The sequence below is a fragment of the Nocardia salmonicida NBRC 13393 genome (genome assembly GCF_001613085.1).
GTDB classification, from domain to species: Bacteria; Actinomycetota; Actinomycetes; order Mycobacteriales; family Mycobacteriaceae; genus Nocardia; species Nocardia salmonicida.
On the sequence record NZ_BDBR01000009.1, the window covers coordinates 57,856 to 80,833 of the forward strand.

General features: G+C 66.9%; 21 protein-coding genes. 13 read left to right on the top strand and 8 right to left on the bottom strand.

The window, feature by feature from the left end; genetic code table 11:
- Window positions 1-7: 7 nt before the first annotated feature.
- A complete protein-coding gene (locus NS1_RS10145; protein ID WP_062983628.1) occupies window positions 8-1,705 on the bottom strand; it encodes a DEAD/DEAH box helicase in 1,698 nt (565 codons plus the stop codon).
- A gap of 482 nt (window positions 1,706-2,187) precedes the next feature.
- On the opposite strand from NS1_RS10145, the gene NS1_RS10150 reads away from it, so the two are divergent.
- Window positions 2,188-3,240 carry an alpha/beta fold hydrolase gene (locus NS1_RS10150; protein WP_062983629.1) on the top strand — a complete coding sequence of 351 codons (1,053 nt, stop codon included), beginning with the start codon at window positions 2,188-2,190 and terminating at the stop codon, window positions 3,238-3,240.
- A 28-nt stretch (window positions 3,241-3,268) separates the two neighbouring features.
- A complete protein-coding gene (locus NS1_RS10155; protein ID WP_062983631.1) occupies window positions 3,269-3,958 on the top strand; it encodes a ferritin-like fold-containing protein in 690 nt (229 codons plus the stop codon).
- A 1-nt stretch (window position 3,959) separates the two neighbouring features.
- Here the strand turns inward: NS1_RS10155 and NS1_RS10160 are convergent, their stop codons facing one another.
- Window positions 3,960-4,832 (bottom strand): helix-turn-helix transcriptional regulator, encoded by an 873-nt coding sequence (locus NS1_RS10160; protein ID WP_062983633.1) that lies wholly within the window; start codon window positions 4,830-4,832, stop codon window positions 3,960-3,962.
- Between the two features lie 100 nt (window positions 4,833-4,932).
- Here NS1_RS10160 and NS1_RS10165 point away from each other — a divergent pair, with 100 nt between their 5' ends.
- Together NS1_RS10165 and NS1_RS10170 are read left to right on the top strand one after the other, a co-directional pair.
- Window positions 4,933-5,469, top strand: coding sequence for a YceI family protein (locus NS1_RS10165; protein ID WP_062983636.1), 537 nt, complete (start codon window positions 4,933-4,935; stop codon window positions 5,467-5,469).
- A 100-nt stretch (window positions 5,470-5,569) separates the two neighbouring features.
- Window positions 5,570-5,797 carry a DUF3107 domain-containing protein gene (locus NS1_RS10170; protein WP_062983638.1) on the top strand — a complete coding sequence of 76 codons (228 nt, stop codon included), beginning with the start codon at window positions 5,570-5,572 and terminating at the stop codon, window positions 5,795-5,797.
- Between the two features lie 58 nt (window positions 5,798-5,855).
- Here NS1_RS10170 and fasR read toward each other — a convergent pair whose 3' ends face one another.
- On the bottom strand, window positions 5,856-6,539 hold the full coding sequence (fasR, locus tag NS1_RS10175; protein WP_056812916.1) for an HTH-type transcriptional activator FasR: 684 nt from the start codon (window positions 6,537-6,539) through the stop codon (window positions 5,856-5,858).
- 199 nt (window positions 6,540-6,738) lie between these two features.
- Here fasR and NS1_RS10180 point away from each other — a divergent pair, with 199 nt between their 5' ends.
- The 7 genes from NS1_RS10180 (at window position 6,739) to NS1_RS10210 (ending at window position 15,098) form a co-directional block, all read left to right on the top strand.
- Window positions 6,739-7,827, top strand: a complete 1,089-nt coding sequence (locus tag NS1_RS10180; protein ID WP_084503634.1) for a DUF3152 domain-containing protein — start codon at window positions 6,739-6,741, stop codon at window positions 7,825-7,827.
- A 118-nt stretch (window positions 7,828-7,945) separates the two neighbouring features.
- Window positions 7,946-9,127, top strand: coding sequence for an adenylyltransferase/sulfurtransferase MoeZ (gene moeZ / locus NS1_RS10185; protein WP_062983640.1), 1,182 nt, complete (start codon window positions 7,946-7,948; stop codon window positions 9,125-9,127).
- A gap of 112 nt (window positions 9,128-9,239) precedes the next feature.
- On the top strand, window positions 9,240-10,091 hold the full coding sequence (locus tag NS1_RS10190) for a TIGR02569 family protein (protein WP_056812910.1): 852 nt from the start codon (window positions 9,240-9,242) through the stop codon (window positions 10,089-10,091).
- A 172-nt stretch (window positions 10,092-10,263) separates the two neighbouring features.
- Entirely contained in the window at window positions 10,264-12,111 is a 1,848-nt protein-coding gene (locus NS1_RS10195) for an SCO2524 family protein (protein WP_063816109.1), read from the top strand.
- Between the two features lie 4 nt (window positions 12,112-12,115).
- The gene (locus NS1_RS10200; RefSeq protein ID WP_062983645.1) at window positions 12,116-13,051 is read left to right on the top strand and encodes an SCO2523 family variant P-loop protein; all 936 of its coding nucleotides are present in this window, start codon (window positions 12,116-12,118) and stop codon (window positions 13,049-13,051) included.
- A gap of 46 nt (window positions 13,052-13,097) precedes the next feature.
- Entirely contained in the window at window positions 13,098-14,102 is a 1,005-nt protein-coding gene (locus NS1_RS10205) for an SCO2522 family protein (RefSeq protein ID WP_255284484.1), read from the top strand.
- A gap of 27 nt (window positions 14,103-14,129) precedes the next feature.
- Window positions 14,130-15,098: an SCO2521 family protein gene (locus NS1_RS10210; protein WP_062983649.1), complete on the top strand. Its 969-nt coding sequence runs from the start codon at window positions 14,130-14,132 to the stop codon at window positions 15,096-15,098.
- On the opposite strand, the gene NS1_RS10215 is transcribed toward NS1_RS10210, so the two are convergent.
- The 5 genes from NS1_RS10215 to NS1_RS10235 all read right to left on the bottom strand — a co-directional run bounded on the left by NS1_RS10215 (window position 15,099) and on the right by NS1_RS10235 (window position 19,818).
- The gene (locus tag NS1_RS10215) at window positions 15,099-15,950 is read right to left on the bottom strand and encodes a hypothetical protein (protein ID WP_062983651.1); all 852 of its coding nucleotides are present in this window, start codon (window positions 15,948-15,950) and stop codon (window positions 15,099-15,101) included. It abuts the gene before it with no gap.
- Between the two features lie 27 nt (window positions 15,951-15,977).
- Window positions 15,978-16,523: a GNAT family N-acetyltransferase gene (locus tag NS1_RS10220; protein ID WP_157125154.1), complete on the bottom strand. Its 546-nt coding sequence runs from the start codon at window positions 16,521-16,523 to the stop codon at window positions 15,978-15,980.
- A gap of 171 nt (window positions 16,524-16,694) precedes the next feature.
- Window positions 16,695-17,090 carry a PrsW family glutamic-type intramembrane protease gene (locus NS1_RS10225; protein WP_062983655.1) on the bottom strand — a complete coding sequence of 132 codons (396 nt, stop codon included), beginning with the start codon at window positions 17,088-17,090 and terminating at the stop codon, window positions 16,695-16,697.
- 403 nt (window positions 17,091-17,493) lie between these two features.
- Window positions 17,494-18,978, bottom strand: coding sequence for an MFS transporter (locus tag NS1_RS10230; protein ID WP_062983657.1), 1,485 nt, complete (start codon window positions 18,976-18,978; stop codon window positions 17,494-17,496).
- Between the two features lie 168 nt (window positions 18,979-19,146).
- Entirely contained in the window at window positions 19,147-19,818 is a 672-nt protein-coding gene (locus tag NS1_RS10235; RefSeq protein ID WP_062983659.1) for a FadR/GntR family transcriptional regulator, read from the bottom strand.
- A gap of 232 nt (window positions 19,819-20,050) precedes the next feature.
- Here NS1_RS10235 and NS1_RS10240 point away from each other — a divergent pair, with 232 nt between their 5' ends.
- On the top strand, window positions 20,051-21,196 hold the full coding sequence (locus NS1_RS10240) for an MFS transporter (RefSeq protein ID WP_062984066.1): 1,146 nt from the start codon (window positions 20,051-20,053) through the stop codon (window positions 21,194-21,196).
- Between the two features lie 297 nt (window positions 21,197-21,493).
- Window positions 21,494-22,948 carry an MFS transporter gene (locus NS1_RS10245; protein ID WP_062984069.1) on the top strand — a complete coding sequence of 485 codons (1,455 nt, stop codon included), beginning with the start codon at window positions 21,494-21,496 and terminating at the stop codon, window positions 22,946-22,948.
- Window positions 22,949-22,978: the final 30 nt, after the last annotated feature.

Here is a 22,978-nt window from a genome sequence, read left to right on the forward strand (position 1 = left end):
GTGCCGACTAAGCGTCTACGGTTTCCGCTGCGTCGGACGCGGTGGCTTCCGCGGGCTTGCGGCGGCGCCTGCGTCGCGCGGGCTTGGCTGCGTCGTCGCCCTCGGCCGGAGCCGATTCGGGCGCTTCGGTGGCCTCGCTGGTGGTTGACTCGGCGGTTCCCGCTTCGCCTGCCTCGGCGGGCTTGCGGCGGCGGCGCCTGCGTCGGGCGGGCTTGTCGCCGTCGGTGGTGTCGTCCGCGGAATCGGTGCTCGACTCGGTGGTCGTGCCCGATTCGCTGCCCTCGACGATGGGCGTGCCGGCGCGGGTGCGGCGACGGCTGCGCGAGGACTTGGGGCGCTCGGTGCGCTCCTCGACCACGGCGTCGTCGTCACGGGTGGGGGCTGCGGGCTTGCGGATCACGCCGGTGATGCCCTCGGGGATGCCGAGATCGCTGTAGAGGTGCGGCGAACGGGAGTAGGTCTCGGCCGGATCGGCCATGTTCAGGCCGAGTGCCTTGTTGATCGACTCCCAGCGGTGCAGCTCGTCCCAGTCGATGAGGGTGATCGCGACACCGGTGCGGCCGGCGCGGCCGGTGCGGCCGATCCGGTGCACGTAGGTCTTCTCGTCCTCGGGGCACTGGTAGTTGATGACGTGGGTGACGTCGTCGATGTCGATACCGCGCGCGGCGACATCGGTGGCGACGAGCACGTCGATGGTGCCCTTGCGGAACTTGGTCAGCGCCTTCTCGCGGGCGATCTGGCCGAGGTCACCGTGCACGGCGCCGACATTGAAGCCGCGCTCGGCGAGATCGTCGGCCACCTTCTGCGCGGTGCGCTTGGTGCGGGTGAAGATCATCGTCGCGCCGCGGGATTCCGCCTGCAGCACGCGCGCGACCAGTTCGGCCTTGTCCATCGCGTGGGCCCGGTAGACGAACTGCGCGGTGCGGTCGTGCACCGCCGAATCGTTGGCCAGTTCGGCGCGGATGTGCGTCGGCTTGGTCAGGAACGTGCGGGCCAGGGTGATGATCGGGCCCGGCATGGTGGCCGAGAACAGCATCGTCTGCCGCTTGTCGGGCACCATCGACAGGATGCGCTCGATATCGGGCAGGAAGCCCAGGTCGAGCATCTCGTCGGCCTCGTCGAGGACGAGCACGCCGATCTTGCCGAGGATCAGGTGGTTCTGGTTCGCCAGATCCAGCAGACGACCCGGGGTGCCGACGACCACGTCGACGCCGTCGCGCAGTGCGGCGATCTGGGTGTCGTAGGGGCGCCCACCGTAGATGGCGGCGACCTTCAGCGAACCCTGGTGGTTGGTGAGGTACTTGCTCGCGTTCTCCAGGTCCTTGGTGACCTGGATGCACAGCTCGCGCGTCGGCACGATCACCAGCGCGCGCGGGGTGCCGTCGAGCGGGGTGGTGCCGGTGTCGGCGGTGGCGATGCGGTGCAGCAACGGCACACCGAAACCGAAGGTCTTGCCCATGCCGGTGCGGGCCTGGCCGATGAGATCATCGCCGGCCAGCGCCAGCGGCAGGGTCAGTTCCTGAATCGCGAAGGTGCGTTCGATCCCGATCTCACCGAGTGCGCGCACGATTTCTTCGCGCACGCCCAATTCGGCGAAACTCGGCGGGATGTGGGTGTTGTCCAGTTCGGCCGTCAGGAGTGTGTCGGCCAAACCGGGTTCCTGTTCGACAGTGATCTTGCTCAGTGTTCGTGCCTTCCTCGTCATTGCATCTCGCACGCACGAGGTGGGGCGGGCCGGTCGGCCCGCGACGACCACTTACCCGCCTGTGATACTCACCGGGCCGGCGCCGGATAACCATCGCCGACCAGGCGTTATGCGTGGCCGTCGAGACGGTGTCATCGGCGCGGCGCTGCGGTGATGCGGATTCGTTGCGCGCACATATTCTCGACATTGCTGTCTGTGGACATCGCCGCTGTCCGCCCGCGCTGTGCGCCGGTGGAGTGCCAGGCCGCGGAGTATGTCCGGGCGCCGAAATTAGCGTTGTCCACGCAGATTGTAGCGTGATAATCTGCGTAATCCGAATTTCGACGTCGGTGAATGCCGCGCGAATACAGGCTCGCCACCGGATATCCTCAGCGCGGGTGGTGTGTCGCAGCGCAATTCATGAGCGCCGGATTTCGCGCGTGTCCGCGGGTGTAATCGAGCTCACTGGTACCGGTGGTACCACCTGTGAGACATTTCTAGTCGTGAGTATCACCGACACCGTCACCACCGCCGCGCGCCACGCGTGGGCCCTGAGCTTCGGCGCGGGTATCGAGCCCGTCGACCCGGCGCCCTCGACCGTGCTGTGGGACGAGCCGCACCGCCTGCTGCGTCGCTACGATACCGAATTCCAGTCTGCGGCAAGCGATTCCGCGGTGTTGCTGGTGCCGCCGCTGGCCGCGCCCGCCACCTGCTTCGACCTGCGTCGCGATCAGAGCCTGGCGCGGTATCTGGTGGAGACCGGCCGCGCGCCCTACCTGGTCGACTACGGCGAGATCTCCTTCGCCGATCGCCGGATGGGCTTCGAGGACTGGGTCACCGACATCCTGCCCGAGGCGATCCTGCGCGTGAGCGCCGATCGCGGCGGTGCGCCGGTCGACCTCATCGGCTGGTCCGTCGGCGGCATGTTCTCGCTGCTCACCGCCGCGGCGAACCCAGAGCTACCGATCCGCTCGGTCACCGGCGTCGGCCCGCCGCTCGACTACGACAAGATGCTCGGCATCCCGCAGTTGCGCGCCGTGGCGAACCTCACCGGCGGCTGGGGCGCCACCGCGCTCGTCCGGGCCGCGGGTGGCATTCCGGCGCCGCTCACCAAGCTCGCCTACCGCCTCGCCGCGTACGACCGTGAACTGGCGCGCCCTCGGTTCATCGCCAGGAATATCACCGATGCCGCGACCCTGGCCAAAATGGAATCGATCGACCGTTTCCAGGCCGCCATGCCCGGCTACCCCGGCCGTTTCTACAACCAGCTGTGGGGTCGGATGATGCTGGCCAACGACATCGGCAACGGCAGGCTCGAACTGGCCGACCGGACCATCGAACTCGCCGATGTGCGCGTGCCCGTGTTGCTGATCGGCGGCGAGTCCGACGTGATCACGCCCAAGGCCGCTGTCCAGGCCGGTTTGCGCACGCTGTCGGGCTCGTCATCGGTCACCTACGAGGTCGTGCCGGGCAGCCACCTCGGCATTCTCACCGGACCAGAGGCCCGCGAAACCACCTGGGCGCACCTGGACAAATTCCTGGCCGAACGCGACTGACCCTCGATCGGGACTATTGTTGACGGTCATGGGAGCCCAGACCTCTGCCGCGCCGGAATTCCTCTCGACCGAGCCGCTCGCCGCGGACCACGCGGGGGTGACGGAGCTGTTCGCGCTCCTCGCCTACGGCGAACTGTCCGCGTTCTATCGGCTCGCCGAGGAGGCGAAGCAGGCGCCGTCGCTACGGGGCCGGATCGGTGTCGCCAAGATGGCGGCCGACGAGCTCGCGCACTTCGAGACTCTGGAAGCTGCACTCACTGATCGCGGTGCCGACGCCGAGGCCGCGATGGCGCAGTACCAGGGGGTGCTGGACTCCTATCACGCCTCCACCGACCCGTCGACCTGGCTCGAATCGATGGTGAAGTTCTACGTCGCCGACGGCCTGGCCGCCGACTTCTACACCGAGATCGCGGGCGCGCTGCCCACCGAGGTCTCCGATGTGGTGCGCGACGTACTCGCCGAGACCGAGCACTCGCAGTTCGTGGTCGACGAGGTCCGCAGCGCGGTAGCGGCCAGCCGCTCCGAGCGCGACCGCCTCACGCTGTGGGGGCGCAGGCTGCTCGGCGAGGCGATCACGCAGGCGCAGTTCGTGATGGCCCAGCGCGACGAACTGGCCGAACTGGTCCTCGCCGCCACCGGCGACCTCAACGGCATCGCGACCCTGTTCGACCGGATGCAGGAGCGTCACGCGGCCCGCATGGCCGAACTGGGCTTGTAGGTTATCCGCCTACCACGCGTTGCTGAACCAAGCGGAGTTCCGGTGCGCGGGTAGCCGTTTCGCGTGGTAGCCAGATGACGACCTGCTGGTCCTTGTCGGCGGACAGTGTTTGCACCGTGTAGGTGAGGGTGCCCCGGCTGGGATGTTCGAAGCCGAGGAGGGTGGGGATGTCCTCGGCCAGACGGTGAGGCTGCCAACGGCGGGCGAATTCGGGTTCTTCGCGCAGGGCGGTGATGACGCCCGCGATGCGTTCGTCGTCGGGGCGGCGCAGGCGTGTTCGGGCGAGCTGGTCGGCGAGATGATCGGCGAACTGGGGCCAATCGGTGACCGTGGTACGAGCCAGGGGGTGGCGGAAGGCCCAGACGGCGAGGTTGACCATGTCCGGGTTGTCGAGCAGGCCGAGCGGTGTGGCCAGGTCGGCCCATGCGCTGTTCCAGGCGAGCACGTTGGCCCGGGGCCCGAGAGCGAACGCCGGGGTGGGGGAGAGCGCGTCGAGCACGCTACGAAGCGCGGCGGGCACCTGATCGAGGTCTGGATCGAAAGCTGTACTCGGACAACGGGATTCGCTGCCAGTGGTCAGCGCGAGCCAGCCGAAGTGGGCCCGCTCGGTGTCGTTGAACCGCAGCGCGGTGGCGAGTGCGTCGACCACGGCCATCGACGGGTTGGTATCGCGGCCCTGCTCGAGTCGCGCCAGATAATCCGCGCTCACCCCGGCGAGCACCGCGACCTCCTCCCGGCGCAGGCCGGGGGTGCGCCGCCTGCCGCCGCCGGGCAGGCCGACGTCTTCCGGGCGCAACTCGGCGCGACGAGCGATGAGGAGTTCCGCGAACGCCGACCGGGCGCCGGGATGATCCGTGCTATCTGCGCCAACCATGTCTCGATCCTGTCTGGTCGCGGAGTTTTCAGCCACGCCCTGCGGGGACCAGGATAACCGCGGTCTGGTTAGCGGACCGCAGTCCGGTCAGGGTGGAGGCATGACTTCCCCGACACAGACCCAACAGTTGAAGGCCGGATCCTGGGCCCTCGATGCCGCCCATTCCTCGGTCGCGTTCACCATTCGCCACCTCGGGATCGCCAAAGTCCGCGGCGGCTTCACCCGCTTCGTGACCGAATTCGTCGTCGACGAAGCCGGCGCGGCCACCCTCGGCGCCACCATCGAACTCGACTCCTTCGACACCGGCAACGCCGACCGCGACGCCCACATCCGCCAGGCCGACTTCCTCGACGTCGCCAACCGCCCGACCCTGAGCTTCCGCGCCACCCAGCCGGTTCGGGTCGCCGAAACCTTCACCGTCACCGGCGAGGCCACCCTCGGCGCGATCACCCAGCCGCTGACCCTCGACGTCGAATGGGGCGGCATCGCCGACTTCCCCGACGGCACCCGGCACGCGGGCTTCTCCGCCACCGGCGCCATCAAGCGCACCGACTTCGGCGTCGGCGTCGCCATGCCGGGCATGCTGTCGGACACCGTGAAGATCGAACTCGAGATCGAACTGATCGAGCCCGCCTGACCCCGTTCGCTGACAGCGCACCAGGTGTGGGAGCGGCGGTGTTCGGGCTGCACTAGCCTGGGACCTGACAACACAGGACTCTTACGTTCGGAGGTTGGCCGTGGAGGTCAAGATCGGTATTTCGGATAGCCCGCGAGAGCTCGTCATCAACAGTGCGCAAAGCCCTGACGAGATCGAGGCGCTGGTGTCCGATGCGCTGAGCGGCTCCGCCGGCGTCGTGTCACTCATCGACGAGAAGGGCCGCAAGTTCCTGATCCAGGCCACGAAGGTCGCTTACGTGGAAATCGGGTCCCCGGCCACCGGTCGCGTGGGCTTCGCCACGATCTGAGCTGCGAACACGAAAATGCCCCGCCATCCGATGGCGGGGCATTTTCGTGTCTCCGGAGTCAGAGGTCCTGGGAGTACGCGCGCTGGGCGGCGGTCAGCGGCACGTGCTTGAGGCCGCCCCACGCCAGCGAGACCGTGGTGTCGACCGCTTCGTCCTTGGGGACCGGTCGATCGGCTTCGAGCCAGTAGCGCGCCGAGAACTGGCTCGCGCCGACGAGACCGACGGCCAGGATGCGGGCGCGGTAGGGATCGAGACCCGAATCGTGGGCCACCAGATCGAAGACCGCGTCGACACATGCCTCGGTTGCCTGCTCGACCCGGCGCTGCACCTGCGGTTCGCTGGTGAGGTCGGATTCGAAGACCAGGCGGAAGCCCTGCATCTCGTTGTCGACGAAATCGAAGTACGCGGCGACCGCGGCCCGCACACGCTGCTTGTTGTCGGTGGTGGAGCGCAGCGCCTGGCGCACGCTCGACACCAGGATGTCGACGTAGTTCTGCAGCACCGCCAGGTACAGCTCGAGCTTGCTGGCGAAGTGCTGGTACAGCACCGGCTTGCTGACCCCGGCCACCTGGGAGATCTCGTCCATGCCCGCCGCGTGATAGCCGCGCTGGACGAAGACCTCGCTGGCGGCGAGCAGCAACTGCTGGCGGCGCTCGTCACGAGGCAGACGGGTACCGCGCTTGGCCGGGACCGTCTCCGGCACCGATCGGCGCGAGGGCATGCGGTCCACGAGGTCAGTCATCTCGGCTCTCTATAGATAGTCGATTCCCCCGGCCGGAGGTGTGCGGTCCGGGTATCCCCAAGACGATACTCGCACGGTGTTCACCCTGCGTCTCGCCCTGGAAATGTAGTACCAGTCCGCGGAGTTCGCCGGGCCGTAACCGGGCGATCTCCTCCGGCCGCCCGCACGGCGGATTTGCCTACTGTGAGAATCTGATGGGGTGACCGACCGGACGGATGACCATGCCGACGGCGGGCGCGATATCGCTCGCTCCACGCACCCCTCCGAGTCCGGTGCTGTCACGTCGGCGTCGGAGGGGCGGGAACTGCAGGTCTATGACCCGCTCGGGCTCTATCAGCCCGCCGATCGATCCCGCCAGCCCCTACGTGCCCGCTGGGATCCCACCGACAACGACAACGGCCGCGCCCGCAGCCCACAGCGTGATGCGAAGAAGCAGAGCGCGCTCGGCCGATTCGTCTCCGCGTACGGCTGGCGGGCCTACGCGTTGCCGGTGCTGCTCGCCATCACCGTGCTGGTCGTCGTCGACGCGGTGCGCACCGGCCCGATGCCGCTGCCCAGCGATCCGGGCTTCGGCGCGCTCAGTCCCAAGGTGGCGCAGTCCGGCATCATCGGCGCGCCTCCGGGCGACGGCAAGTTCCCCGCCGATCTGCCCCTCGGCGCGCTGCCGGAGGGTGGCGACTATGTCGAACGCGCGGCAGGCACCTGGCACGTCGTGCCGGGCACCAGCGCCCAGGTCGGCGCGGGCACCGAGCGCGTGTTCCGCTACACCGTCGAAGTCGAGGACGGCATCGACACCTCACCGTTCGGTGGCGACGGCGCCGTGGCGAAAATGGTGGAGACCACCCTGGCCAACCCGAAGAGCTGGACCAACGACCCCAAGTTCGGCTTCCAGCGCATCGACGCGGGCCCGGCCGACTTCCGCCTCTCGCTCACCTCTCGCGAGAGCACCCGTGCCGCTTGCGGATTCGAGATCCCGATCGACTCGTCGTGCTACAACGCCGACCTCGACCGCGTCGTGCTCTCCGAGGTCCGCTGGGTGCGCGGCGCGCTGGCCTTCGACGGCGACATCGGCTCCTACCGCCAGTACCAGATCAACCACGAGGTCGGCCACGCTATCGGCTACCACGGCCATCAGCCGTGCGAGACCGACGGCGGCCTCGCCCCGATCATGATGCAGCAGACCTTCGGCACCAGAAACAACGACATCGCCCTGCTCGACCCCCACGGCGTGGTCCCCGCCGACGGCAAGACCTGCCGCTTCAACCCCTGGCCGTACCCGCGCGGATAGTCGCCTCGCCCATGCGGGAACATGAACGGGGAAGAACAGCGCGGCAGGTTTGGTTGTAGTCAGCAGAGCGACCACCGGTAAGCGGTCGCGCCGACGCCACAGATACAGGAGTTCTCACGTGTCTCTCAATGGGACGTTGCCGCCGCTCGTCGAGCCGGCCGCGGAACTGACCAAGGACGAAATCGCCCGCTACAGCAGGCACCTGATCATCCCCGATCTCGGTGTAGACGGTCAGAAGCGATTGAAGAACGCCAAGGTCCTCGTGATCGGCGCGGGCGGCCTCGGCTCGCCCGCCCTGCTCTATCTGGCCGCCGCCGGTGTCGGCACGCTCGGCATCGTCGAGTTCGACGAGGTCGACGCCTCCAACCTGCAGCGCCAGATCATCCACGGCGAATCCGATATCGGCCGTCCCAAGGCCGACAGCGCCCGCGATTCCATTCTGGAGATCAACTCCGGGATCGACGTGCGGCTGCACAAGATCCGTCTGGAACCGGAGAACGCGGTCGAGCTGTTCGCCGAGTACGACCTGATCGTCGACGGCACCGACAACTTCGCCACCCGCTACCTCGTCAACGACGCCGCCGTCCTCGCGGGCAAGCCCTACGTGTGGGGCTCGATCTACCGCTTCGAGGGCCAGGTCTCGGTGTTCTGGGAAGACGCCCCGGACGGTCGCGGCATCAACTACCGCGACCTGTACCCGGAGGCCCCGCCGCCGGGAATGGTCCCCTCCTGCGCCGAGGGCGGCGTGCTCGGCGTGCTGTGCGCGTCGATCGGATCGGTGATGGTGACCGAGGCGATCAAGCTGATCACCGGCATCGGCGAGACGCTGCTCGGCCGCCTGATGGTCTACGACGCACTGGATATGAACTACCGCACCATCAAGCTGCGCCGCGATCCGCAGCGCGAGCCGATCACCGAACTGATCGACTACGACGCGTTCTGCGGTGTGGTGTCGGAGGAAGGCACCGCGGCCGCGGCCGGGTCGACCATCACCGCCGCCGAGCTCAAGGACCTCCTCGACGCCGACAAGATCGAGCTGATCGACGTGCGCGAGCCGGTGGAGTGGGACATCGTCCACATCGCGGGCGCGACCCTGATCCCCAAGGACCGCATCCTGTCCGGCGAGGCGCTGTCGGAACTGCCGCAGAACAAGCCGATCGTGCTGCACTGCAAGACCGGCATCCGTTCCGCGGAGGCGCTGGCCGCGTTGAAGCGCGCCGGTTTCGCCGACGCGACACATCTGCAGGGCGGCGTGGTGGCCTGGGCCAAGCAGGTCGATCCGTCGCTTCCGGTCTACTGACCCGATAGCTGCCGGTTTGCGACCTCATCGCATATTGCGGTGAGGTCGCAAAGTGGGGTATCACAGCGTGCCTTGGGACGCCTCCGGTGATTGCGGGGTTACGGTACGGCCCGTGACCTCAGTCGAACCTCCCGAGCATGTGCGAGCCACATTCGGGCTTCGCGAAGTGACGCCGGTTTCCCTAGGGGACTGGGACGGTGGCTGGCGCATGGGTGACGTGGTACTCAGCCCCGTCGCCGATCACGCGCGGGCCGCGTGGTCGGCGAAAGTACGCGAACACCTCGCGGTCGACGGACTGCGCGTGGCCCGCCCCGTCCGCGCCACCGACGGTCGCTATGTTGTTTCCGGTTGGCGCGCCGACACCTTCGTCGACGGCGCCCCCGAACCCCGCCACGACGAGGTCGTCTCCGTCTCGCTGCGCCTGCACAAGGCGACAGCGGAACTGGAACGCCCCCGCTTCCTGGTCCAGCCCCCCGTCGCGCCCTGGGTCGACGTGGACGTGTTCGTCGCCGCCGACCGCGCCGCCTGGGAATCGATCCCGCTGCGCACCCTGCGCGCGGGCGGTGTCCCCATCGCCGCCACCCCCGACGGCCAGCGCTCCCTGGAACTGATCGGCCAACTCTCCACGCTGCGCAAACCCGTGCGCAGCCCCGATCAACTCGTCCACGGCGACCTCTTCGGCACCGTCCTGTTCACCGGCGCCCACACCCCCGGCCTCACCGACATCACCCCCTACTGGCGCCCCGCCACCTGGGCCGCCGGGGTCGTTGTCGTCGACGCACTCGCCTGGGGCGGTGGCGACGACGGCCTGCTCGACCGCTGGGCCACCCTGCCCGAATGGCCCCAGATGCTGTTACGCGCCTTGATGTTCCGCCTCGCCGTCCACGCCCTGCACCCCCGCTCCACCCCCGAAGCCTTCCCCGGCTTGGCTCGCACCGCGGACATGGTCCGTTTGGCGCTGTAAGGGCGAATTGCGCGCATCGTGACCGATGGGTCGGATGTGATCTCAAATCCGTTGAGACCCAACGTTTCCTATGGCTGTCCATGCTATCTTCATCGAGCATCGCCGCCATGTGTCCTGCCCTGGACCCGGGGGACCCACTGCGGCCCGTCACGAGCGGTGAGGATTGCTACGGGTGAGAATCCAGCCCAGACAACAGATTCTGGACATTTGGAGCGCCATGCTCTCGGCCTGCTACCGGGACGAGAAATGGCACTGGGACGGCGTCCTCGGCGCCAATTCGATCAGCGATTCCGAACAGCTGCTGTGTCTGTTGTATCCGGCGACGGAAATCGAGAGTTTCTCGCTGGATAGGCCGGAACTGATGGCCGACGATGTTCAGGCCGCCCTCAGCGCGTTCGGTGGGCCGACCAGAATCGGTATCGCCATGATCGGACTGATGGAGCAATACCTGCGGCGCAACACCGGTGCCGACGGGACGCCGCGCTTCGACGCGGGCAGTTATCTGCGCGCGAACGCGGGCCAGGAACCCACTCGGGAACAACTCGCGATCGAAGTGGTCGACAGCTACTCGATGTCGGTGACGCTGTGCCTGGCCGGTCTCGGGTTCGCTCGCGTCTTCGATCGGTGGGCGAACGCGGAGAACCGTGAGGACATCAGAATCCGGATCGCCGACCTCAGAGCCGCGATGAGTGATCGGCTCACGATCGCGATGACCGGATTGATCCGTAGTTTCGTCGTCAATACAGTGTCTGTTCGCTCGCCGTCGGGCAAGGCGATGCTCGCGATGCTCAATCAGTCCGGCGCCCCGGAGAATTCGGTGGTCGAGGCGGTCCGCGACAATCTGGATCGCGTGCGGGCCCGCCTGCGCACCGATGTGAAGCTGGGCCGGACACCGCACACCGACTTCGAAGAAGACGATCAGCTGTTCGAATGTGGCTGGAGTTGGGGGGTTGTGCAGGAGGCGGATCCGGTCGAGTTCGACGATCGGGAGGTCGCGCAGACCGTCGGTATCGCCGATCCACGGCCCTATCTGTACTTCACCGTCGTCGCTCTCGACGGCATCAACGATATTCTCTCGCAACGGACCAGAGAGCTCGACCTGCTCAACAAGGAACAGCAGCGACTGGCCGACGCGCTGCGTGTGCGCTGGGATCTGACGCAGCGGTACTGGTCGACCGTCGCCCGGTTCGGCGCCGGGCGTTGGCCGCTGGAGGACATTCCGTGGCGGACCTCCGACGGCGAGGAGTCCGACTACTTCAGTTTGATCGTGTCGGCGGTGCTGATCCAGGAACTGATCGCCCGCACCGCCTCCGATGACGATCTGACCCGCGCGGTCGCGATCTTCGACGAACTGTCCCGACGCGGCCGCATCACCCGGCGACCGACCAAGGCCGACTCGGCGGTCGCCCTGCACGACCCTGGCGTGCGAATGGTGCTGGCGGGCACGGAGAAGGTCGACGGCGGCGGTCCCCAGCTGACCTGGATCGTGTCCGATTTCGCGACCGTGCTGCTGAAGCGGGCACTACAGGCGGCGCAGTTGTCGAGCAATATCGGCGCCCGCGATCAGCTGATGGAACTGGCCAAGAACGTGATGGACCATCTGGACCGCCGCGTGATCGCCGACGGCGCGGCGACCGGGCTGTGGGACGATCCGGCCGGCGTCTTCGGCGGGAAACATCAGCAGCATCCCTCCTGGTACCTGACCGAGCGGATGGTCGAGTGCCTGGTCGCCGCCGACCGAACCTACCGGGAGACACCACTGCGTTCGACGGCGATGGTCAGCCGTGCCGTCGAAATCCTGAACGAGGCAGAACATCTGCTCAACCAGGCGATGCTCGAGGTGAGCATCTTCGACACCTCGGCCAACCGGGTGTCACTCGACGAGATCGAACGCAAACTCGGGCGGGCGCGCGCACTGATCAACACCCAGCCCGCCACGTCCTTCACGTTGGCCTCGACGGCGCTGAAGGAACTCGACGACCTTGCCTACGCGCGTTCCAATGCGATGAGGAGCACCTGATCCGATGATCGTGTTCGCCACCTCCGACAAGGGCGGGACCGGGAGGTCGGTCACCAGCTGCAACCTCGCCTATCGACTCGGGCTGCGTGGAACCAGCACCGCCTACGTGGATTTCGACTTCGGCTCGCCGACGGCGGGTGCGCTGTTCGAGATCAGCAAAGTCGACAAGGGCGCCGAGCCGGGCCACGGATTGCACTCGTACCTGCGCGGCGAGATCACCGATCCGCAGCGGCTCGATGTGCGAGCGGCAACCGATCGCGAAGCCTTGCGCAGCAGGCGTTCCCGCGGCGGCAAGCTGTTCCTGCTGCCCGGCGACGAGGGCGGTGGTGAGGCGATGGCGGCGGAGGACCCGCAGGTGGTGCGGCGCTGCATCGATCTCCTGCTCGAGCTCGACGCGTCGTTCAAGGTGGTCATCGTCGACCTCAGTGCGGGCCGGTCGGTGGCGATGCAGATCGCGCTGGAGGCCACGGCGCCGAAGAACATGCCCGACAAAGAGGTCTACTGGTTGCTGTTCCACCGTTGGACCCGCCAGCACATCATGGCGGCCCACGGCTTGGTCAACGGCCCGAAGGGCCTGATCCAGACCGGCACCGCCGAAATCGGCCGTCAGCCGCTGTACAGCGAGCGAGAGTTGCGGCGGCGTATCCGCTTCGTGCGCACCGCGGTGCCGCGCCCAGGCGAACAGCCCGAGATCGTGAGCGGTCCACAGGCCGCGTGGTTGCTGCGTCAGGATGCCGCGCTGCGGTCGCTGGCCGCCGAATATCGTCTCGGCGCCGGATCCCTGCTCGGGCGCACCCCGGTGGAGCCCGTGCTGCAATGGCGTGAACAGATCATCCTCGACGCCGATGTCGCCGCGGGTATCGCCAATCGAGAAACCGTCGACGCGTTCGAAGACCTCGCCAGGAAGCTGATCGCCGAGGACACCTGGGTACCGATCTGAGGGTCGGTGTGGACCGCGACGGAAAACTCGTTAGGCTCCCTGTTTCGTGGACTCATTGTTCCAGGAAGCGACTGCGGCGACTCGTGTGGAATCCGTTGCCATGTCGCATGTATCCCTCGAGGTCGGCCATTTCTCGATGGACGAACTCGCCAATCGACCAGACGCGGTGCGCGCCCAATTCGAGCGGGTCGCGCCGTTGGTGCACGCTTTCACGGAGATGGCGCGCGACGAGTTCGCCGAGCGAGCCGGTGGTCGTTCCCGGGTCAGGGTGAGCACGTGTTTCCTCATCGACGACTATTTCCGCGGTACCACCGATCCGCGGGCGATCCTGCCCGGATTCCTGCGATCAGCGGCAGAATCGGGGATCCGCGTCGACTATCTCGGCCGGGAGGCCGGTTGTGCCGTGGTGCCGAAGAAGGACAGCAGCGGAGCACCGACCAAACTCGCCCAGATCGTCGCCGACATGGTGGTCGCCGAGCCGCTGGAGGGCTATTCCGGTCGCAGGCCACCGACCACCGAACTCGGGTGGTTGAGCAACGGACGACCATCCAGCGACGACCAACGCCGCGATGCCATGGACCTGCGCGACTACGTGCCGCCGCTGGAACTGAGCAGGCGTAATCATTCGATCTACCTCGATGTCGAGATGTGGCGCCGTGATCGCGAGCGCGAGGACCCGTACTGGTCGTGCCCGTTTCTCGCTACCGTCTGGCAGTTGTTGCGGCTCGGGATGGTTCGTGCCGAAGGCAGGCGCGTCGCCGAGCCCGTCGACTTTCGCGACTGGGCCACTCAGGAGTGGGCCGAAAGCTGGGGCGTGTTGCCCTCGATCATGCAGTTGCACGACGCGGCTCCGTTCGCGGCGTTCCGCTCGGTCTCGATCCTGCCGAAACGCTACCTGGGGATCGAACATTCGGTGCAGCAGATCATGGACCACCTCGACATCGACGCAGGCGTCAACGAGGTGTATAACCAACGCGCGCAAGAGAATCGGATCATCGCCACCGAGCATCTCAGCGACCGGCTCTCGCACTTCTTTCTCGGCGCCGACTGAACCGCGGTGAGGGCGTACGCTGCAACGATGGATCTGCGCCCCCCGGTATCGGCGGTGCTCGGCGAAGTCCGCACCGGCTTGCTCCCCGCGGCAGCCGCGTTGTCGCGCGATTCCGCGGCCGAACTCATGGCACTCGTGCACGGCCACCCGGTGCCGTCGAGGGAACGGCCGGTGACATGGGCACAATCGCCGGTCGTGCTCGAAGGCATCGATTGCAGGCTCGCCACTCCCGATCAGCGCCGTGTCAGGGCCGTCGGCACTGTCGCGGCCCGAGCCGCGGTGGTCGGAGGCCGGATCATGCAGAGTTCGGCACGCAGCGCGGTGGTGCCCGCGCAGTCGGATCGGCGACAGAAGTGGGTGCACTATCTGCACCGGCCCGGCGTCGTCGAAGTGCTCACGCGCGCGCAGGCGAACCTCGGCGCCGATCTCGCCTCGGGTTTCCTCGCGGTGCGCGATGGCGCCACCGACACCTTCGACCCCGGTGCCGTCGCGGCCCGGTTGGCTGTTCGTGTTCGACGCAACCCGATGCTCGATCAGCGCCCGCCACTGCACACTCCGACGACACAGCTGCGGTGGGCCGCGCGCGTCGTCGACGGCGCCGAGGCCACGATGACGTTGACGATGTACCCCGACGAACTGCGCACCGCCGAATTCGTCGTCGGCGATATCGCGCAATTGACCGCGGTACAGGCACTGTGCGATGACATCGCGCTGCACGACTGGCTGCTGACGGTACTCACCGAGGTGATCGACGAAGCCGAGATGTCGGAACTGTCGCGGACCCCGGTGGAGAAGGTGATCAGCCCACTGCTCGAGCACCTGGTCTACCTGTGGATGCCGGGGGCCACGACCCCGCCGGTGGTACGCGGACTCTGGGATGTGCTCGAGGCCGACCCCGGATTCAGTCGGCAGTGGAACGCGCGGGTGGGGCAGTTGCGCGACAGGCTCGCCGTCGCCACGTTGGCCGCGCTGAACCGCTCCACCACGGTGTGGTGATCACAAGCGGAACAGCTGGCGAACCAGCAACGCGAAGAACACCGAGATCGAGACGATCCCGGCGTAGGACTCGACGATGAGAAGCACCCGTGCGGTGGTCCCGGCGTACTCGACATCCTGGTAACCCAGTGGGTTGAGGAAGCTGACGAATCCGAGGTACACGGAGCGGCCGACACTGGTCGTCGAGGTCAGGGCCACGGCGAGGGTGAACAGCGCGATCTGACCAGCGATCCACGCCAGCAGCCGGAACGGCCGGTACCCGTAGCCACACAGCAGATCCGAGCTCCGGCCGAGGAAGCGGCCCAGCCGGGTGCGGTTGGCGACAGTCCTCGCGCGTGCCTGGTTCAGGCCGCAGCGATCCTGACCGCGAGCGTCCTCTGTCACCGTGTACAGCCGGATGCCCTGGCGGTAGGCCAGGGCGGCGTGCGCGGGCAGCCGAGCGTGGCGCAGGTGTTCGCCGAGATCTTCGTAGACCTCGGCCAACAGTCTGTCCTGGGTGCGGCTCAGTCGCAGCGGTCCACGCATTTCCACCTCCGCCGCGAGCAGCGCGCTGAGCGCGGTGATCAACACCAGGTCGTCGCCGGCTGTCCGGAGCCGGACGGGGTCCGCGTCGCGGTACAGATGCGCGAACACCAGGCTGTCGCCTGATCGGCGGGTCGTCGGCGGGGTGTAGCTCAGCAGAACCCGCTCGACTCGGTGGTTGAAGTCGTCGAGCAGAACGTATTCGTCGGCCGCGCCGTCGCCGCGCCGGAAGTCGCCGATCTCCGCCGCGAAGGCATCCGCGTGGCGTTGGATCAAATCCGTCTTCGCCGCGACGAAGTCGCTGAGATTTCTCTGTTCGGTGTGTTCCATGGGTCCCCCCCGAATCGATCGCGGCCGTCATCTGCCCGGTGGCGCGTGACCGCCTTTGCGCCATCGTGGATCCGTGCGGTCCAGGGGCGGCCAACGGCTCCCGGCAGGCTCGATCCAGCGCACCAGCAGCTCACGGGGTTCACCTGCCCCGAAGTACTGGTCCTCGTATCCGGCCCACGTGAAGCCGGATTCCTTGTACAGGTTCGCCGCGGGCACATTCGACGGGCGAACGGTGATGAAGACCGCGCCGATGCCGTCGGCGCGACAACGGTCGACCGCGCGCTCCAACAGTGATCTGCCCAGACCTCGGCCCTGGTGTGGCGGAGCGACAGCCAATCCGACGAGCCACGCGGTGCCCTCCGGCGCGACAGCGACCATGGCATAGCCGCAGATCGAGTCGGCGATTTCAGCTACCACCCAATGTGATCCGTGCACATCGAACAATTGGCGCAGCGCGAAATACGGGTAGGCCAGCTGCATGAACTCGCTGGATTCGAGCTCCGCGATCGCGGGGAGGTCCTCGACGACGGCCGACCGGAACACTGGATCGGTCAACCCGCTCGAGATGTCCAACTACCGCCCCACCTCCGTTGCGCAGCCGCAAGGTTCGCTTTCCAGAGTAAAGGCAGGGTCGGTAACCGGGCTACAAACATTGATGAAAGCCGTTGGCTCACAGTCGAAAGCCACACCCTGGGAGGAATTTCCGAGTGTGGCTTCCGGTGGTCGGCTACCGCGTTGTCGGGGTTACTCCGTGGCCGGTGGACGTCCGTCTCGCAGCTGGGCAACCTCCGAGCGCGCGAAGTTCACCCGTGGTGTCTGCGCGCCGTGATCGGTGGCCAGAGCATCGGCCAGATCCGAGACCGCGTCCAGCACGAATCCGTGACGGGTCCGCGTCTTACGATCCCCGTCGGTGCGCCGCCCATCCCATATTCCGTGCAGCAGCATCGCCGTCGCCATCAGTAGCAATGCGCGCCCGACGCGGCGCGGCTCGGCGGGCCTGCCCAGCAGATACACCAACCCCGCGCAGAAGATCGCCGTGTAGACCATCGCGACCGCGAGCAATTTCACCGGCTGACGGGCGTAGCGGTCGAAATGCTGGGCGAACCACCAGAAGATCGCACCGTAGATCCCGAAGACCACCGCGCTGACCAGGATCGCCCGGCTGTAGGCGCCTGGGTGAGGGTGGCGATCATCGCGCCGACGTCGGTGAGGATGTCCTGACCGGCTTGCTCCGGGCCGAGCGCGATGATCTCGACACCGGTCCCGTCGATGACGAACGCGGCCAGCACGGGTGGTGACCGCCACCCTCCCTTCAGGGCGATCACGTCACCAGCGGCGATCCACCGGCACCCACCGATCGCCTGGATCGAAAACCTCTGCCGAGGACACAGATTCGGCTTGTGCGTGTGTTCCCATTCGGGCCTCCGTTCCGGGTTCGCCACACGTAGCTGGAAATCTGTCGACGCTGTCGGCTCGTCGGCCACACAGCCGAAAGCCGCGTTCGGGAGGGACCGAACGCGGCTTCCAGGATGGGGTGGACGGGTCAGACGCTGGCGTAGGCCAGGGAGGGAACCCTGTCGGTAGCGAAGGAGGTGCGCAGGTAGAACCACCAGGTGACGGCGGCCATGACGAGGAAGACGGCGGCGTAGGCCCAGAAGGCGGGGGCCATGGTCTTCAGGTGGACGTTGGACAGGCGAAGGGCCTGCTGGACGACGAAGCCACCCGCGGCGCCGACCGCGCCGATGACACCGATCGCGGCACCGGCTTGACGCTTGGCGGAGGTGGCCGCCTCGGTCAGGTCCATGCCGTGCTCGGAGGCGTACTTCTTGGCGGTGGCGTTGAAGATCGACGGGATCATCCGGTAGGTGGAGCCGTTACCGATACCGGCCAGGACGAACAGCACGAGGAAGGCGGTCAGGTAGAGCGGGAAGCTCTTCAGTTCGACAGCGGCCACGATGCCTGCCACCGCGATCGACATACCACCGAAGACGAACACGGTGATCTTGGCGCCGCCGCCGATCTTGTCGGAGACCCATCCACCGAACGGGCGGCTGAAGGAACCGACCAGGGCGCCGAGGAAGGCCAGGTTGCCCAGGGTGGTGATCCAGCCGATCTTGGCGAGGTCGGGGAAGGTGGCCTTGATCAGCGTCGGGAAGGCGAAGGAGAAACCGATGAACGAGCCGAACGTGCCGATGTAGAGGAACGACATGATCCAGGTGTGCCGGTTGGTCAGCGCCAGCTTGTAGGACTTGCCGTCGGACCTGGCCTCGGACAGCGAGTCCATGAAGTACAGCGCGCCGATGGTCGCGACCGCGATGAACGGCAGCCAGAACAGCACGGCGAGGGTGATTCCGAAGCGGTAGCCGCCCGCGTCCTTGGCCATGATGTGGGTGCCGAAGGTGATCAGCAGCGGCACGATCAGCTGGGTCTGCGCGACACCGAGGTTGCCGCCTGCGGCGTTGAGGCCGAGCGCGGCGCCCTTCTTGCCCTCGGGGAAGAAGAACGAGATGTTCGACATCGACGAGGAGAAGTTGCCGCCGCCGACACCGGCGAGGGAGGCCAGCACCAGGAACACCCACATGGGTGTGCTCGGCTGGTTGACGAAGTAGATGATGCCGAGCGCGGGCAGGAACAGCATCGCGGCGCTGAACGCGGTGAACGCGCGCCCACCGAACCGCGGTACCGCGAAGGTGTACGGAACTCGCAGGGCCGCGCCGACCAAGGTCGGGATCGAGGTGAGCAGCAGCGCGTTGCTCACGGCGACCGCGTTGCCCTTGCCGAGGCCCTCCAGGAAGCTGAAGCCGGCCGGGCCCATCGCGGTGACGATGGAGCCCCAGATGACCCACATGCTGAAGCCGAGATTCTCGGCGAATACGGAGAAGTACAGATTCTTCTTGGCGGTCTTCGCGCCGCCGGATTCCCAGAAACTCGCGTTGTCGGGGTCCCAGTGGGAAATCCAGCGGCCCTTCTTCTGGTATTCGAACGACGGGGATTCCGTCGCCTGGCCGGTGGCGGCGATTGCGGTCATCGGCTTCCTCTCGATCGAGCGCGTATGCGGTGTCGAGATAAAGGTAGGAGCCGGTTGTTGCGGGGCAATGGCCCCAGGTGACGTTCCCGGCAACTCGGGCTCACCGCGCGAATTCGCTGTTGGTGACAGCTCGGTTACCTGGATTTAGGAACCGAACCTGTTGTCGGCTCAGCGATCCGGGTATTCGGCGATGAGCGAGCCGAGGAAGCAGTTGGCGGCCTGCACGGCTCGCTCGGCGTCACCGTCGATGACGGCCTGCACGAGCTCGGCGTGTTCGGTGTCGTACGCGTCGTCGGATTTCGCGGTCCGCGCGTGGATCACCTGCTCGATGATCGGCAGCAGCGAATCGTAGAACTCCAGGTATACCGCGTTGTGGCTGGCAACGACGATCGCGCGGTGCAATTCGACGTCGGCGGCGATGGCCACCGGGTCGGCTTCGGCCCAACTCCGGTTGCTGCGTTCGGCGAGCAAGCGCTGGAGGGTGGCGATATCGGCGTCGTCGCGGCGGCGCGCGGCCAGGCCCGCCGCGGTGGTGTCGAGGGCCTGGCGCAGTTCGAGGATGTCGCGTTCGTGCGCGTCGGCGAAGTACTTGCCCAGGGTGCCGCCGACCTCGGAGGTGGCGATCACATAGGTGCCAGAGCCCTGGCGGCGTTCGAGCATGCCCGCGTGCACGAGCGCCTGGACGGCCTCGCGGACGGTATTGCGACCGGTCCCGGTGAGCTCGGTGAGTTCGGGTTCGGTAGGGATCCGTTGACCTACCGGCCAACGGCCGGAACGGATCTCGGCCCGAAGCTGTTCGGTGACCTGGGCGATGAGGCTGGTACGCCGGACGGGTTGCACGTCAGCAAGGGTACTGGTGCGACCTCGCGTTCGGGAGATCGCTCACAGTCGCTTGGCAGTAGTCATCGGGTCATCCTATGATTTCCGGATGCCGCCACTCCGCGATTTCCAGCCGGCTTCTGGCGCCGAGTCGACCCTTGTCGACGACCGGCGTGGTCGCGTCGACCCGTCTCCCGAGATCACCAGGCGGTCGCTGATCGAAGGTCGGCTGCTCGTGCTGGCGGCCATCGTCATGTCGGCGCTGACTTTGCGCGCCGCTGTCACCGCGTTCAGTCCGCTGGCGGAGAGGATCGGCGCCCAGGTCGGGTACGGGACGGGGATCGTCGGGGTGTTCGGCATGTTGCCGACCGCCATGTTCGGTCTCGCCGGGCTCGTCGCGCCGCTGTTCGTGCGCCGGTTCGGGCTCGAACGGACGGTGTTCGTGGCGATGCTGCTGGCCGGCGCGGGGTCGCTGGTGCGGGTGTTCGCCACCGGGACGGGTGCGTTGCTGGCGTTCTCCGGGGTGGCGCTGCTCGGCATGGGCATCGGCAATGTGGTGATTCCGCCGCTGGTGAAGCGGTATTTCGGCGATCACCTTGCGGTGATCAGCTCGCTCTACATCGTGATGGTGCAGCTCAGTACTGTCATCCCGGCGTTCGTCGCGGTGCCGGTGGCCGAGGCGCACGGCTGGCGGATCTCGATGGGCGTGTGGGCACTGGTCGGTTTCGCGGCCGCGATTCCGTGGTTCGTGGTGCTGCGCGACCGGCGTGGTCGCGACACGGTCGACACCACCGGGCTGCCTGCCGAAGCGCCCGAGACCGGCAAAGTCTGGCGTTCGCCGGTGGCATGGGGGATGGCGGGTATGTTCGGCATGACCTCGCTGACCACCTACGCGATGTTCGCCTGGCTGCCCAAGATCCTGTCCGACGCGGGCGCGAGCGCCGGCTTCGGCGGCAGCATGGTCGGGCTGTTCGCGCTGATGGGGCTGATCCCGGCACTGGGCGCGCCGACCGTGGTCTCGCGGATGCGCAATCCGTTCCACGTCGTCGTCGGCTGCATGGTGCTGTTCGCGACCGCTTTCGTCGGCCTGCTGGTAGCGCCGATGCACGCCACTCTGCTGTGGGTGGTGCTGCTGGGTCTCGGCCCGTCCACCTTCCCGATGGCCCTCACCCTGATCAACCTGCGCACCCGCACGCCCCAGGGCTCCGCGGCGCTGTCGGGCTTCACCCAGGGCGTCGGTTACGCGGTCGCCTGCCTCGGCCCGCTGCTGTTCGGCATGCTGCACACGTGGACCGGTGGCTGGCTCGTCCCGTTCGCCATGCTGTTCGTCGCGCTCGGCGTGCTCCTCGCGGGTGCGTGGCAAGCCTGCAAACCGCGCATGCTCGAAGATTCTTGGTAACTGCCGACTGATAAACGAACTTCTCACAGTTGGTCGCCTGCCGAAGTGCGGTCCGCGTGACTCTGGCCTAAAATCGCAGAGACGAGGCGTAGCTCACACCCTCACCAGCGTTTCCGCTGATTTCTTGCCGCTTCCTTACCTGCGGAAATCGTTGCGACACATGCCCGAAACAAAAGGCCTGATCTCACCTCCCTGACCGGGTGAAGGTGAGAAACCGTTGATTCGCGCGACATTTCCCGCAGCATTTCGGCAATACCCATTTCCTACCGTTGGGCCATCGCACTTTTGGGAGGCCCAATCTTGAGCACGCTGAAGCGGAACCACGACATCGAGCACTGGGATGCCGAAGATGTCGCGGCCTGGGAGGCCGGCGGCAAGGACGTAGCCAAGCGCAACCTGATCTGGTCTGTGATCGCCGAGCACATCGGATTCTCGGTGTGGTCGATCTGGTCGGTGATGGTGCTGTTCATGCCCACCGACAAGTACGGCATCGACGCGGCGGGCAAGTTCTTCCTCGTCGCCATGCCCACGCTGGTCGGCGCGTTCCTTCGCATTCCCTACACCGTCGCCACCGCCCGCTTCGGCGGCCGCAACTGGACGATCTTCTCCGCGTTCCTGCTGCTGATCCCGCTGCTGCTGACGCTGTACTTCGTCAACCAGCCCGGCACGTCCTACACCACGTTCCTGGTCGTGGCCGCGTTCGCCGGCTTCGGTGGCGGCAACTTCGCGTCGTCGATGACCAACATCAACGCCTTCTACCCACAGCGCCTCAAGGGCTGGGCCCTCGGCATGAACGCCGGCGGCGGCAACATCGGCGTTCCGGTGATCCAGCTGCTCGGCCTGCTGGTGCTGGTCACCCTCGGTGGCGACTACGCCTCGGTGATCTGCGCGGTCTACCTGGTCCTGGTCGGTATCACCGCCGTCGGCGCCGCCTTCTACATGGACAACCTGACCAACCAGCAGGCCGACCTGTCCTACATGGTCAAGGCCCTGCGGGTGCCGCAGTCCTGGGCGATCGCCTTCCTCTACATCGGCACCTTCGGCTCGTTCATCGGCTACAGCTTCGCCTTCGCCCAGATCCTGCAGATCAGCTTCAAGGCCGGTGGCGACACCGCCGCCCAGGCCGCCATCCACGCCGCCTCGATCGCCTTCATCGGCCCGCTGCTCGGTTCGCTGGCCCGCCCCTACGGCGGCAAGATGGCCGACCGGATCGGTGGCAGCAAGGTCACCATCGCCACCTTCGGCGCCATGATGCTCGCCGCGCTGCTCGTGGTCACCGCCTCGACGATGGCCGACGGCAACAAGGGCATCGCCACCGGCGCCACCATGACCATGCTGGTCGCGGGCTTCATCACCCTGTTCGTCCTGTCCGGTTTCGGCAACGGCGCCGTCACCAAGATCATCCCGTCGGTGTTCGAGGCCAAGTCCAAGAGCCTGCCGGTCTCGCGGGTCGAGCAGGCGGCCTGGTCGCAGAACACCTCCGGCGCCCTGATCGGCTTCGTCGGCGCGATCGGCGCCCTCGGCGGGGTCGGCATCAACATGGTGCTGCGCAGCTCTTACTCCAGCACCGCCTCGGCCACCACCGCGTTCTGGGTCTTCCTGGCCTTCTACGTGGTCTGCGCCGCCGTTACCTGGACGGTGTTCCTGCGCCGTCCGCGCCTTTCCTCCGACGCCGCTGTCGTGGTCGAGGCCGAGTCCCTGGTCCTCGAGGCCGAAACCAACGCTTCGTCGGCCAATTCGTCGGCTCGCTGACAACCGACCACTACCAAGGAGGTCACTCTC